This window comes from Nocardioides flavescens (genome assembly GCF_009823805.1).
In the GTDB taxonomy this organism is placed as follows: Bacteria; Actinomycetota; Actinomycetes; order Propionibacteriales; family Nocardioidaceae; genus Nocardioides; species Nocardioides flavescens.
This window is the reverse complement of record NZ_WUEK01000005.1, coordinates 292,399-305,503: the sequence shown is the minus strand read 5'-3', so window position 1 is coordinate 305,503 and position 13,105 is coordinate 292,399. Positions and strand designations below refer to the sequence as shown.

The following is a 13,105-nucleotide window of genomic DNA, read 5'->3' as shown; positions in this document are numbered from 1 at the left end:
CGCGCACTGATCCACCGGCAGGGGTGCCGGGGTCATGGAAGGACCGGCGGAGGTCATCGACCTCCGCCGGTCCTTTCGCTTCTCCGGGTGAGCCGCACCCGCGACCACCCGCACACGAGAAAGGCCCGCCTCAGGAGAGGCGGGCCTTGAGGAGGTGCGGGATCAGGCGGCGTGGTGCTCGCGGGGCATCAGAGCCGAAGGCGCCGGAGCGGCCGCGTCGTGAGCGTGGCGGGTGTGGAGCAGCCGGGCCGCGACGAGCGCGACCGGCACCGAGAGGACGCACCAGCCCGCGAGGACCGAGAGCACGATGAGCAACGTCACTCTCGCATCTTGCGCCTGCTCCGCCGCTCGCGGGAGGGAATCCGCGGAAATCCTCAGGTGGTCTTTACCGGACAGTTACTCAGACGTTCACGAGGCGGAGATCGCGGAGGAGCCGAAGAAGCGCAGGTCCTGCTCGCGGCGCAGCGCGACGCTGAGCAGCCCGTCGGGCAGGCGTACGTCGTGCAGCGTGATCGGGTCGTCCTTCGCGAGGTCGCGCAGGAGCACGCACCCCTCGGCCAGCCCGACGGGGAGCGCGCCGTCGGCGTGGGCCACCTCGGCCTTCTCGGCCTCGCCGAAGTAGTGGTAGCCGCCCGAGGCGTCGAGGACGGTGCCGGCGACCAGGTCGGTCTTGGCCGTGGTCACGACGTCGACGCGCGGCGCCCCGAGCGGGCGGAAGCAGGCGTCGTCGAGCAGGACGGCTCGCGCCACGGTGGCCGGCGCCTCGAAGTGGCAGAGGTGGTAGGGCGTGTAGAAGGAGTAGACAGGACCGTCGCCGAGCTTGTAGAGGCGCAGGTAGTGCTGCTGACGCGGGTCGTCCATCCGGGCCAGGACGAAGACGCCCGGCGCGGGCAGCGAGCCGATCGTGTAGTCCACGGCGCCGCCCATCGCGGCCAGCTCGTCGACGTCGTAGAGGTCGACCAGCTCGTCGACGTGGCCGCGGTGCTCCATCGCGAGCATGCCGCGCCGGTGCACGGTGAAGCCGGCGGCGTTGGCCACGATCGCCTGCTCGACGCTGACCTTGGTGCCGTCGGCGAAGGAGGTGACCTTCCAGGCGTCCTGGCCCCACTGCGCCGCGAACCCCGCCTGCGTCGTCGGGGTGCGGTAGGGGTCCTGCAGCCCCTTGATGTTGCCGCTGACCAGCGGGGTGAGGCCGATGCCCCGCACGAAGCGGATGAGGTTCATCTGCACGCCGGGCTGGTCGCCGTCGCAGCCGGAGTACATCGACCCGGCCTCGGTCGCCATCTGCGAGAGCAACGGGCCGACGGTCGCGTCGAGCTCGGCGTTCATCAGCACCAGCGGCACGCGGTGCTCGATGCAGGCCACCGCCAGCCGCGCGCCCCACTCGATCGCCCCGGTGGCGTCGATGACCGCGTCGAGGCACGACGCGGCCGCGAACTCCTCCACCGAGTCGGTGACCGCGACCGCTCCCCCGGCCACCGCGGCGTCGAGCTCGGCCGCCGTCGAGACCAGCTCGGGGCGCGCGCCGACGTCGAGCTCGTCGAGCAGCTCCACGGCGCGGTCGGCGTGCCGGTTGAGCACCGCCACGACCTCCATGCCCGGCGTCGACAGGGCGATCTGGAGGACGAGCCCACGCGCCATGAAGCCGGCCCCGGCCAGACCGACCCGGACCGGGTCGTCCACGCGCTCGGCCAGCAGCCGGTCGACGATGATCACTGCGCGTCCTCCTCGGTCGCGGCGTACGCCGGCCAGGCGCGGTCCTTGGGCGACAGGTCGTGCACCGGCAGCGGCCAGTCGATCCCGAACGCCGGGTCGTCGTGACGCCAGCCCTGCTCGGCCTCGGGGGTGTAGGGCCCGTCCATCTGGTAGCTCACCACCGTGTGCGGCTCGAGGGTCTGGTAGCCGTGCGCGACGTACGCCGGCAGCTGGAGCGCGCGGCCGTTGGCCGCACTCAGCTCGACGGCGACGTGCCGCAGGTAGGTCGGTGAGTCGGGGCGTACGTCGACCGCCACGTCGAAGATGGCGCCCGCGACGCACCGCACGAGCTTGGCCTCGTGGTGCGGCGGGGCCTGGCGGTGGAGGCCACGCACCGTCCCGGCCTCGGCGTTGTAGGACGTGCTGGTCTGCGCGACGACCGTCGGCAGGCCGGCGGCGCGGAACTCGTCGGCGCACCAGGTGCGGGCGAACCAGCCACGGTCGTCGCCGCGCGGCTCGAGGTCGACGACGACGACGCCGTCGACCTCGGTGGGCGAGAACCTCACTGCGTCATCACGGGGCCACCCAGAACAGCCGCTGGTCGACCTGGCCGGTCTGCAGCAGGTGCTGGATCTGCTTCAGCCGCGTGTGTCCGCGCCCCTCGAAGGTCGCGACGTCGAGGTCGATCGACTCGAAGACGCGCCGCAGCTGCTCGGCCCCGCGGCGGGCGTCCCAGACGCACGAGAAATCCGGGAGCACCTCCCCGATGCGTGAGAAGTCGACGCGGTACGACCGGTTGTCACCGGACGGCGCCCCGAGCGTCAGCTCGCAGCCCGGGAAGACCTCGGCGACGGTCTCGGCGATCTGGCGCACGGTGTAGTTCTGGTCGTCGCTGCCGACGTTGAGCACGACGTCGTGCACGCGCGAGCGCTCGGCTCCGAGCGTGCAGACGATCGCCTGGGCGATGTCGAGGGCGTGCACGAGTGGGCGCCACGGAGTGCCGTCGGAGGTCATCGCGATGCGGTCCCGCGTCCACGCCAGCCCGGCGAGGTTGTTGAGCACGATGTCGAAGCGCTGGCGCGGGCTGGCGCCGAACGCCGTCGCGTTGCGCAGCGAGGTCGGCGAGAAGCCGTCGTCGGCCAGGGCCGACAGGTCGCGCTCGACCAGCGCCTTGCACCGCGCGTACGCCGTCTGCGGGGCGATCGGGCTGGTCTCGTCGACGACGCCGTCGGCCGCGCCGTAGACGCTGCACGACGACATGTAGACGAAGCGCTCGACGCCGGCCGCCTTGGCCGTGCGGGCGACGTGGACCGAGCCGAGGTGGTTGACCTCGGTGGTGACCGGGCCGATGAGGTCGCCGAGGGGGTCGTTGCTGAGCTCGGCCATCGCCACGACGGCGTCGACGCCCTCGAAGTCGGCGACGGTCACCTCGCGCATGTCCATCAGCCGGGTAGGCGGGAGCCGGTCGACGCCGCGGTAGAGCCAGCCGTTGAGGTAGTAGCCCGTGTCGAGCCCCACGACCTCGTGGCCCGCCTCGACCAGCACGGGCGCGAGCACTGCTCCGAGGTAGCCCTCGACGCCGGTCACCAGCACGCGCATCAGTCGGACCAGACCTTCCACTCGGCCTCGCCGCGGTCCCAGAGCTGGTTGAGCTCGACCCAGTCGCGATAGGTGTCCATGCCGTGCCAGAAGCCGTTGTGCTCGACCACCCCGAGCTGGCGGTCGCGGGCGAGCGCGCGCAGCGGCGCGTGCTCGAGCATCTCGTCGGGCTCGCCGCTGAGGTAGCCGTCGACGAACTCGCGCTTGAAGAAGAAGTAGCCGCCGTTGACCCAGCCGGCCGGGCGCGTGGGCTTCTCGTTGAACTCCGAGACGAGCGCGCCGTCGACCGCCATCTCGCCGAAGCGGCTGGTCGGGTGCACGCCGGTGACGGTGCCGACCAGGCCCGACCCGACGTGGCGCGCGAGGCCGGCGGTGAGATCGACCGACCCGACGCCGTCGCTGTAGCTGAGCGCGAAGTGCTCGGCCTCGCCGAGGTAGTGCGCGGCGCGCTTGATGCGGGTGCCCGTCGCCGTCGTGAGCCCCGTCTCGGCGAAGGTCACCTCCCACGGCTCCTCGCGGTGGTCGGTGTGGAAGGTCATCTCGTGGTCGCCGTCGAGGCGCAGCGTGAAGTCCGAGGTGAGCATCCGGTAGTCGAGGAAGTAGTTCTTGATCAGCTCGCTCTTGTAGCCCAGGCACAGCACGAAGCGCCGGAACCCGTGGGCGCCGTAGGTCTTCATGACGTGCCACAGGATCGGCGAGCCGCCGATGTCGACGAGCGGCTTGGGCAGCCGCTCGCTGGCCTCGCGCAGCCGGGTGCCGAGGCCGCCGCAGAGCAGGACGACGGGTACGTCGACCGGGTCGACCGGCGTCGGTGTCACGGGCTGGCTCACGCCGCTGGTCACTGGTCCGACCCCCGCAGCAGGTCGTCGGCGGTGAGCACCCGCGGGCTCGGCACGGGCACGATGAACCGGCCGCCCGCCTCGAGGTAGTCGCGCTGCTGCCGGGCGATCTCGGCGACGAAGTTCCAGGCCAGCACGAGCACGAAGTCGGGCCGGCGCTCGGGCAGCACCTCGACCGGCTCGACCGGGATCCGCGCGCCGGGCAGGTGCATCCCCTGCTTGTGCGGGCTGCGGTCGACGACGTAGTCGACGAGGTCGGCGCCGATCCCCGACGTCACCAGCATCGTCACGCCCTTGGCGGCGGCGCCGTACGCCGCGACCGTGGCGCCCTCGGCCCGCAGGCTGGTCAGCAGGGCCCTGAGGTCGCGCTGCACGGTGTGGGTGCGGGCGGCGAGGCCGCCGTAGAAGGCGCGGGTGCCGAGGCCGAGCTCGTCCTCGAGCGCGAGGTGGTCGGCCACCGCGGGGGTCGGCTCACCGCTCCGGGCCAGGGTCCAGCGCAGGGTGCCGCCGTGCAGGTCGGGGAAGTGCTCGACGTCGACGAGGTGCAGCCCGTGGCGCTCGGCGACCCGGGAGATCGCCGTGCAGGAGAGGTAGCTGTGGTGCTCGTGGTAGATCGTGTCGAACTCGGTGCGCTGCACCAGGTCGCGCACCCAGGGGTTCTCGACGGTGACGACGCCGTCGTCGGCGACGCAGGTCGCCAGCGCCTCGACGAAGCCGTCGAGGTCAGGCACGTGCGCCGCGACGTTGTTGGCGACGACGACGTCGGCGCGGCCGTGCTCGGCGACCAGCCGACGGGCCAGCTCGGGTGTCAGGAAGTCGCAGACGGTCGGGATGCCCGCCGCCTCGGCCGCCGCAGCCGGACCGGCCGACGGGTCGACTCCGAGCACGCGTACGCCGTGCGCGCGGGCGTGCTGGAGGAGGTAGCCGTCGTTGCTCGCGATCTCGAGCACCAGGCTCTCGGGACCGAGGCCGCGCCGCGCGACCAGGCCCTCGACGTGGCGTCGGGCGTGCTCGACCACCGCGGGTGCGAAGGAGGAGAAGTAGGGGTAGTCGGCGTCGAAGAGCGCCTCACCGGGCAGCGACTCGGTCAGCTGCGCGAGCGCGCACCGCTCGCACAGCGCCAGGGCCAGGGGGTACGTCGGGTCGACGGTGTCGAGCCGGTCGGCCGGCACGAGGGCGTTGGCCACCGGCGTCGAGCCGAGGTCGAGCACCTCGACGAGACCGGTCGCGCCGCACGCCCGGCACGGAGTGGGGACGACGCGCAGGGCGTGGCCGTCCCCCGACAGCTCGTCGACCACCCGTTCACTCTAGGGGTGCTGTCAGGCGGATCCGGCCATCACGGGGTTCCGGACGTAGCATGACGGCGCAGTCGAGGCGTCCGTGAACTGTCGGGGGGACGCCCGCAGCGCACTGGGGGGTGCCACGCATGGGGGTCGACGAGGCCACCGCAGTGACCGTGGAGCGGCCGAGCCGCTGGCGCCGGATCCGCTCCTTCCCGCGCCGCCACAAGTGGATCACGCTGCTCGTCGTCCTGCCGCTCGTGCTCGGCGGCGGCGCGCTCGCCGTCGTGGCGTCGTACTCCGGCTACGCCTACCACCAGCTCGAGGAGATCCCCCGCTTCGAGCTCAACGTCGGACCCGACTCCGAGCGCCCGCTGCGCCCGGCCGACCGCACCCAGAACATCCTGCTCATCGGGGTCGACGAGGGCGGCGGCGCGAGCATCCAGGACGCGATGCAGGCCGACCAGTGGAAGCCGGGCGTCTTCCGCAGCGACTCGATGATGTTCCTGCACCTGCCCGAGGACCGGAAGTCGGCCGACCTCATCTCGATCCCCCGCGACTCCTACGTGCCGATCCCCGGCCACGGCACCGACAAGCTCAACGCGGCGTTCTCGTACGGCGGTCCCGCCCTGCTGGCCAAGACCGTCGAGAACCTCACCGGGGTCTACGTCGACCACGTGGCGGTCATCGACTTCTCCGGCTTCGCCGACCTGACGACCGAGCTCGGCGGCGTCGACGTCTACGTGCCCGAGACGGTGCGCGACACCATGCGCGACTACACGTGGACGGAGGGGTGGCACCACCTCGAGGGCGAGCGCGCGCTGTGGTACGTCCGGATGCGCTACGGCCTGCCCCGCGGTGACTTCGACCGCGTGCAGCGCCAGCAGAACTTCCTGCGGGCGATCGTCGACAAGGTCACCCGCAGCGGCATGGTCAGCGACCCCGTCAAGCGGCTGCAGCTGGTCGACCAGGTGCAGGAGTTCGTCGCGACCGACGAGGGGCTCGACGCCCGCGTGCTCGGCGGGCTCATCCAGTCCTCGCGCAAGCTGCGCGCCGACGACGTCCTCGTCGCCACCGTGCCCTACACCGGCACCCCCACGATCGACGGCGCCAGCGTCGTCACGCTCGACATGGACGCCACGAAGCGGATGTTCGCCGCCGTCGTCGACGAGCGCCTCGAGAAGTGGCTCCAGCGCAACGACGTCGACCAGCTGCCGAAACGCGACGACGTGCTCTGACTCGTCGCGGGCGGCGTCAGGTCAGGTGGTTTCGAGACAGGACTTCGTCCTTCCTCAACCACCGAACCGGTGGTTGAGGAGGTCGTGCAACGACCGTCTCGAACCACGCGGCCGCAGCGCGCAGGTCAGCCGAGCTCGCGCAGGTCCCCGACGTGGGCGCGGTACCACTCCACCGTGGAGGCGATGCCCTCGCGCAGACCGGTGCGGGGGGTCCAGCCGGAGCCGGTGAGCAGGCCGACGTCGAGCCGCTTCTGCGGGGTGCCGTCGGGCTTGGTGGTGTCCCACCGGGTCTCGCCCTCGAAGCCAACGGCCTCGGCGACGAAGCCGGCGATCTCGGCGATCGTGTGGTCGACGCCGGTGCCGACGTTGACCTGCTCGGGGGCGTCGTACTGCTCGAGCAGGTGCAGGCACGCGGCGGCGAGGTCGTCGACGTGGAGGAACTCGCGGCGCGGGGTGCCGGTGCCCCAGTTGGTGACGACGTCGTCGCCGGCGGCGAGGGCCTCGTCGTAGCGGCGGATCATCGCCGGCAGGACGTGGCTGCCGGTCGGTGAGAAGTTGTCGCCGGGGCCGTAGAGGTTGGTCGGCATCGCCGAGATCCAGGGCAGCCCGTGCTGGCGACGGACGGCCTGCACGCCGATGATGCCGGCGATCTTGGCGATCGCGTAGGCGTCGTTGGTGGCCTCGAGCGGGCCGGTGAGCAGCGCGTCCTCGCGGATCGGCTGCGGGGCGAGGCGGGGGTAGATGCAGGAGGAACCGAGGAAGAGCAGCCGGTGGCTGCGCTGGGCGAGGGCGGCGTCCATGACGTTGGTCTGGATGCGCAGGTTGTCGCTCAGGAAGTCGACGGGGTGGGTCGCGTTGGCCATGATGCCGCCGACCTTGGCCGCGGCGAGCACGACCTGGGCGGGCCGGACCTCGTCGAAGAAGGCGAAGACCGCGTCGCGGTCCCGCAGGTCGAGCTCGGCCGAGGACCGCCCCACCAGCTGCGTGAACCCCTCGGCCTCGAAGTGGCGCCACAGCGCCGAGCCGACGAGGCCGCGGTGACCGGCGACGTAGGTCACCGCCGAGCGGTCGAGGAGCGGCGCGTCGCTCACAGGTCCTCCAGCCGGGGCCAGCCGTCGAGCTCGACCTGGTCGACCCAGCCCGGACCGGAGTGCGCCAGGCTGGCCACGTCGGCGTCGACCATGATCCGGGCCAGCGCCGCGGTGTCGACGACCGGCTTCCAGCCCAGGTCGCGCTCGGCCTTGCCCGCATCGCCGATGAGGGCGTCGACCTCGGAGGGGCGCAGGTAGCGCTCGTCGTACTTGACGTGCTCCTGCCAGTGCAGCCCCACCTGGTCGAACGCCGCCTCGACGAAGTCGCGCACGGTGAAGCGCCCGCCGGTCGCCAGGACGTAGTCGTCGGGAGCGTCGGCCTGGAGCATGCGCCACATGCCCTCGACGTACTCCGGCGCGTAGCCCCAGTCGCGGATCGCGTCGAGGTTGCCGAGGTAGACGACGTCCTGCAGCCCGGCGGCGATGCGGGCGACGGCGCGGGTGACCTTGCGGGTCACGAAGGTCTCGCCGCGGCGCGGCGACTCGTGGTTGAACAGGATGCCGTTGACCGCGAAGAGGTCGTAGGCCTCGCGGTAGTTGCGCGTGGCCCAGTAGGCGTAGACCTTCGCCGCGCCGTACGGCGAGCGCGGGTGGAAGGGCGTGCTCTCGTCCTGAGGCGGCGGGGTCGCGCCGAACATCTCCGAGCTCGACGCCTGGTAGTAGCGCGCGTCGACCCCAGCCATCCGGACGGCCTCGAGCAGCCGCATGGCGCCCATGCCCGTGGTGTCGCCGGTGTGCTCGGGCTCGTCGAAGCTGACCCGCACGTGCGACTGGGCCGCGAGGTTGTAGACCTCGTGCGGCTCGATCTCGTGGACGAGCGTGACCAGCCGGGCACCGTCGGACAGGTCGCCGAAGTGCAGGAAGAGTCGCGCGTCGGGGTCGTGCGGGTCGCGGTAGAGGTGGTCGATGCGGCGGGTGTTGAAGGTCGAGGAGCGACGGATCAGCCCGTGCACCTCGTAGCCCTTCGCGAGCAGCAGCTCGGCGAGGTAGGAGCCGTCCTGCCCGGTGATCCCCGTGATCAGTGCGCGTCGGGTCACCGGCGCCTCCGCCCCTCGGCGAGGCTGCGCACCCAGCGGTCGTAGGCGTCCAGGCTGGCGGCCGGCGAGAGCACGCGGTGACAGTAGTCGAGCCCGGCCGCGCCCATCGCCTCCGCGGCGACGGGGTCCGCGGTGAGGGCGGCGACGCCGTCGAGCAGCGCAGCCGGGTCTCCGGGCGGTACGACGAAGCCGGCGCCGGCGGCGTTCACCTCGCCGGCGGTGGTGCTGCCCGGCTCGGTGGCGGCCAGCACCGGGCGACCGCTGGAGAAGTACGACGTGAGCTTGCTCGGCACGGCCATCTCGAGCAGGCCGGGGCGCTCGTTGACCAGCAGCACGTCGGCCGCGGCGAGCAGCCGCGGGTAGTCGTCCTCGCCGGTCGGGTCACGCAGCTCGAGGCGCTCGACCCCGGCCGCAGCGCTCTCGATGCGCGGGCGCTGGCCGCCGTCGCCGACCAGCACGAAGCGCACGTGCGGTGCGCTCGTCGAGGCGAGCCGGGCCGCGTCGACGACGTTGAGCAGACCCTGCTTCTCGCCCATCGCGCCGGTGTGGAGCACGACGGTCTCGTCGGGCCGCCACCCCATCGAAGCCCGGAACGCCGCGCGGTCGAACGGGCGGGCGGGCTCGACGTGGGTCCAGTTGCGGATGGTCGCGACCCGCTCGGCCGGCACGCCCAGCGTCTCGACGACCCGGTCGCGGAACCGGTCGTGGATGACCGCCACGCCGTCGGCCCGGCGCAGCGTCGCACCCTCGAGCGCGCCGAGCACCTGGGCCACCCGGTCGCCGCCGGCGGCGGTCTCGCGCACCCCGACGGAGTAGAGGTCCTGCACGATGACGCCGGTCGCCGGCGCGAGCCGACCCGGGCGCCGACGCAGCGCGGCGGTCGAGAGCGCCATCGCCGAGCTGATGAGCGCCGGACTGGTGCAGACCACCACGTCGGGGGCGTGCCAGCGGGCCGCGGCGAGTCGGAGCCCGAAGGACACCTCGGAGAGCGCGCGACGCACCCCGGTCGGCGTGGTGGGCACGTGGTGGCGCAGCCGCGTCACCGCGACCCCGTCGACGTCCTCGTGCAGGGTCAGGCCGTCGAAGCCCTCCGGGACACGCCACTGGGGGTAGTGCGGGTAGGCCGTCAGCACCTGGACGTCGTGACCGCGGTCCTGCAGCCCCGTCGCGAGCCCGGCGGCGTACGGCGCGATGCCGGTCGTCTCGGGCGCGAAGTTGAGCGTCAGCACAGCTGTCCGCACGCGTAGGCCCCCCGGCTCCCTCGACTGTCCCCACGGCGCTCCCCCGGCGCCTGGGATGCCGGTCCACGCACGCACGGGCGGTGACCGACTGAGACAGGCTCTCACGTCAGGAGGGCCTGGCGCGAACGCCCCCGTATGCTTCGCCCGTCCGACGCTCCGCCCGCTCGACGAAGGGACGCCGCGTGAGGGTCCTCCACGTCGCGACGCTGTTCTCCCCCGACGCGGCGTACGGCGGCCCCATCCGCGTTGCGCTCAACCAGGCCGCCGCGCTCACCGCCGCGGGCCACCAGGTCACCGTCGCCGGCTCGCACCGGGGCTACGCCACGGCCCCCACCGAGCAGGACGGCGTCCCGCTGCAGCTGTTCGCCGCTCTGCGGGTCGTGCCGCGCACCGGGTTCGCCGGGCTGAGCTCGCCGGGGCTGCTGCGCTGGGCGGCGACGCACCTGCGCGGCTTCGACGTGGTCCACGTGCACCTGGCGCGCGACCTCGTGACACTGCCGGTCGCCGCGCTCGCGCTCGCCCTCGGCGTGCCGCTCGTGCTGCAGACCCACGGCATGGTCGACCGCAGCGCCCGCCGCTCGGCCGGTCTCCTCGACGCCCTCCTCGTGCGGCGCGTCCTGCGCGGGGCGCGGCACGTGCTCTACCTCAACCCCACCGAGCACGACGAGCTGCGCGCCGTCGCCGGCCCGCGGCCGCGGCTGACCCACCTGCCCAACGGCGTACCCGACACCGCGCTGCGCGCCGACGGCGCCAGCCGGGAGGTGCTCTACCTCGCTCGGCTGGCCCCCCGCAAGCGGCCGCTCGACTTCGTGCGCGCCGCGGTCGAGGTGCACGCGACGCACCCCGCCCTGCGGTTCACGCTGGTCGGCCCCGACGAGGGGGAGCTGAGCGCGGTGCGGCAGCTGATCGCGGCCAGCGGTGCGGCGTCGTACGTGCACTACGAGGGTCCGCTCGGCGCCGAGGCCGTGCTCGAGCGACTGACCGCCGCCTCCCTCTACGTGCTCCCGGCTGTCGACGAGCCGGCGCCGATGTCGGTGCTCGAGGCGCTGAGCGTCGGTCTCCCGGTCGTCGTGACGGACACCTGCGGCCTCGCGCCCGCGATCACCGAGACCGGTGCGGGCGTCGTCACCGACGGCTCGGTCGAGCAGCTCGTTGCGGCGATCCGCTCCTGCTTCGACGGCTCCGGCACCCGCGAGCGCCTCGCCGGGCGGGCGCTGGAGGCCGCGCGCGAGACGTTCGGCATGGCGCCCGTCGCCCGGAGGCTGGCCGAGCTCTACCGCTGACGGCGGGGTCAAGTGGTTTCGAGACGGCCGTAGCCGGCCTCCTCAACCACCGATGTCGGAGGTCGAGGGAGCACGACGTCCTGTCGGCACGGTGGTTGAGGAAGGACGAAGTCCTGTCTCGAAACCACCCGACCGCAACAGTGGTTTCGAGACGGCCGTAGCCGGCCTCCTCAACCACCGATGTCGGAGGTCGAGGGAGCACGACGTCCTGTCGGCACCGGTGGTTGAGGAAGGACGAAGTCCTGTCTCGAAACCACCCGACCGCACAGTGGTTTCGAGACGGTCCTAGCGGACCTCCTCAACCACCGGGGGAGGGCTACGCCGTACGACCCGTCGCTCGGCCGGACGCGGCCGCGGCGGAGGGGCCCGTCGCCTTGGCGGGGGCGACGGGGCCGGAGCGGACCGGGCGGGGGCGGACCACCGCACCGAGCCGGCCGCGCAGCCCCGAGGGACGGCTGGCGGTGGTGACCAGACCGAGCACGTCGGCGCGGACGACGTCGAGGTGGTCGAGCGCGTCGGTGACCGTGTCGACCCGCGGCTCGGGCGGGGTCACGAGCACGACGCCGTCGGCGTGCTGGCAGACGACGGCGGCGACGCTGGAGCCGAGGACGGCGGGGGCGTCGACGACCACGACGTGGTCCTCGGCGAGGCGGCGCAGCAGCCGCACGACGTCCTCGGAGCCGAACAGCTCCGCGCCGCGCCTGGTCACCGCGCCCGCGACGAGGTGCTTCAGCCCGGGCTGGTCGTGGTTCTCCTGCAGGACGTCGTCGAGGTCGGCACCGGCCTCGAGCACCTGCCACAGGCCGCGGTCGGGGTCGAGCTCGAGCTCGTCGGCCATCACCGGACGGGCGAGGTCGCCCTCGACGAGGACGGCGGGCTCGCCGGCCGCCGCCACCGCGGCGGCGAGCTCGAGCGCCACGGTGGAGGCGCCCTCGCCCGGCGAGGGGCTGGTCACGACGATCTGGTGCGGGGTGCCGCCGGGGCGGGCGCGACCGAGCTTGAGCCGGGCCTGACGGATCTGCTCCACCGCCCCGACCTGCTCGCCGTCGTCGACGAGGGCCAGGAGCGGCACGCGGCGACCAGTGGGGCGGCGCAGCGACGGCAGCTCGGCGAGGACGTCGACGCCCCAGGTGCCGCCGATCTGGGAGGCCGAGCGCACGCGGCGGCGTACGACGTCCAGCGCGATCGCGGCACCGGCGCCGGCCAGCAGGCCGAGCAGCACGCCGACCGCGAGGTTGAGCGCCGGGCGGGGGTAGACGGGGTCGGTCGAGGCGACGGCGGTCTCCACCACGTTGAGGTCGGACCCGCCGTCGCCCTCGATCGTCGCCACCCGCGAGGTCAGCGCGTCCATCCAGGCGTTGGCGAGCTGGACGGCCTGCTCGCGACTGGTGTCGCGCGCCGCGATCTGGATCAGGGCGGTCTCGGGGGTCACCTGCACGGTCACGTGGTCGAGCAGGTCGGAGGGCGTCTCGTCGGTGCGGAGGCTGTCGGCCGCGAGCGTCGCCGTCGCCTCGCTGCGCGCGAGCGCGGCGTACGTCGTCGCGCGCGACTGCGCCGCGTCGGCGAGGTCGGTGCTCGAGGCGCTCCCGCCGTTGACCACGACCAGGCCGGTGGTAACGCCCTCGTAGACCTTGGCGCGGGTCTCGGTGAACACCCCGGCGACCGCCACCGCGATCAGCACGGTGCCGAGGACCAGCCACCAGTGCCGCAGCACCGCACGCACGTAGGTGTCGAACTCCACGGTCCGCACTGTAGGCGAGAGCGCCCCCGCAGACAGTCCCGTCGCGGCTCGGGGCTCGTAT

At 73.0% G+C, this 13,105-nt stretch carries 12 protein-coding genes; 2 read left to right on the top strand and 10 right to left on the bottom strand.

Annotated elements, in window-relative coordinates:
- Nucleotides 1-162: 162 nt before the first annotated feature.
- The 6 genes from GRQ65_RS10285 to GRQ65_RS10260 all read right to left on the bottom strand — a co-directional run bounded on the left by GRQ65_RS10285 (nucleotide 163) and on the right by GRQ65_RS10260 (nucleotide 5,431).
- Nucleotides 163-321 carry a hypothetical protein gene (locus tag GRQ65_RS10285; protein ID WP_160877837.1) on the bottom strand — a complete coding sequence of 53 codons (159 nt, stop codon included), beginning with the start codon at nucleotides 319-321 and terminating at the stop codon, nucleotides 163-165.
- Between the two features lie 87 nt (nucleotides 322-408).
- The gene (locus tag GRQ65_RS10280; protein ID WP_160877835.1) at nucleotides 409-1,716 is read right to left on the bottom strand and encodes an NAD(P)H-dependent oxidoreductase; all 1,308 of its coding nucleotides are present in this window, start codon (nucleotides 1,714-1,716) and stop codon (nucleotides 409-411) included.
- Complete coding sequence (locus tag GRQ65_RS10275) at nucleotides 1,713-2,261, bottom strand: dTDP-4-dehydrorhamnose 3,5-epimerase family protein (protein WP_160877833.1); 549 nt, start codon at nucleotides 2,259-2,261, stop codon at nucleotides 1,713-1,715. The genes GRQ65_RS10280 and GRQ65_RS10275 overlap by 4 nt, the downstream gene beginning before the upstream one ends.
- A 7-nt stretch (nucleotides 2,262-2,268) precedes the next feature.
- Nucleotides 2,269-3,294: an NAD-dependent epimerase/dehydratase family protein gene (locus GRQ65_RS10270; protein WP_160877831.1), complete on the bottom strand. Its 1,026-nt coding sequence runs from the start codon at nucleotides 3,292-3,294 to the stop codon at nucleotides 2,269-2,271.
- Nucleotides 3,294-4,124, bottom strand: a complete 831-nt coding sequence (locus GRQ65_RS10265; RefSeq protein ID WP_202387879.1) for a sugar phosphate nucleotidyltransferase — start codon at nucleotides 4,122-4,124, stop codon at nucleotides 3,294-3,296. Before GRQ65_RS10265 ends, GRQ65_RS10270 begins: the two co-directional genes overlap by 1 nt.
- An 8-nt stretch (nucleotides 4,125-4,132) precedes the next feature.
- Nucleotides 4,133-5,431 carry a methyltransferase domain-containing protein gene (locus GRQ65_RS10260; RefSeq protein ID WP_202387878.1) on the bottom strand — a complete coding sequence of 433 codons (1,299 nt, stop codon included), beginning with the start codon at nucleotides 5,429-5,431 and terminating at the stop codon, nucleotides 4,133-4,135.
- Between the two features lie 128 nt (nucleotides 5,432-5,559).
- Here GRQ65_RS10260 and GRQ65_RS10255 point away from each other — a divergent pair, with 128 nt between their 5' ends.
- A complete protein-coding gene (locus tag GRQ65_RS10255) occupies nucleotides 5,560-6,651 on the top strand; it encodes an LCP family protein (protein ID WP_160877828.1) in 1,092 nt (363 codons plus the stop codon).
- 125 nt (nucleotides 6,652-6,776) lie between these two features.
- On the opposite strand, the gene GRQ65_RS10250 is transcribed toward GRQ65_RS10255, so the two are convergent.
- The 3 genes from GRQ65_RS10250 to GRQ65_RS10240 are packed head-to-tail and all read right to left on the bottom strand — an operon-like array spanning nucleotide 6,777 to nucleotide 10,020.
- Entirely contained in the window at nucleotides 6,777-7,742 is a 966-nt protein-coding gene (locus GRQ65_RS10250) for a GDP-L-fucose synthase family protein (protein WP_337191615.1), read from the bottom strand.
- Nucleotides 7,739-8,779 carry a GDP-mannose 4,6-dehydratase gene (gene gmd, locus GRQ65_RS10245; RefSeq protein WP_160877827.1) on the bottom strand — a complete coding sequence of 347 codons (1,041 nt, stop codon included), beginning with the start codon at nucleotides 8,777-8,779 and terminating at the stop codon, nucleotides 7,739-7,741. The genes GRQ65_RS10250 and gmd overlap by 4 nt, the downstream gene beginning before the upstream one ends.
- Nucleotides 8,776-10,020, bottom strand: coding sequence for a glycosyltransferase (locus GRQ65_RS10240; protein WP_160877826.1), 1,245 nt, complete (start codon nucleotides 10,018-10,020; stop codon nucleotides 8,776-8,778). Before GRQ65_RS10240 ends, gmd begins: the two co-directional genes overlap by 4 nt.
- A gap of 182 nt (nucleotides 10,021-10,202) precedes the next feature.
- Between GRQ65_RS10240 and GRQ65_RS10235 the strand changes: the two genes are divergently transcribed.
- Nucleotides 10,203-11,303 (top strand): glycosyltransferase, encoded by a 1,101-nt coding sequence (locus tag GRQ65_RS10235; protein WP_160877825.1) that lies wholly within the window; start codon nucleotides 10,203-10,205, stop codon nucleotides 11,301-11,303.
- Between the two features lie 316 nt (nucleotides 11,304-11,619).
- On the opposite strand, the gene GRQ65_RS10230 is transcribed toward GRQ65_RS10235, so the two are convergent.
- Complete coding sequence (locus GRQ65_RS10230; RefSeq protein WP_160877824.1) at nucleotides 11,620-13,044, bottom strand: hypothetical protein; 1,425 nt, start codon at nucleotides 13,042-13,044, stop codon at nucleotides 11,620-11,622.
- Nucleotides 13,045-13,105: the final 61 nt, after the last annotated feature.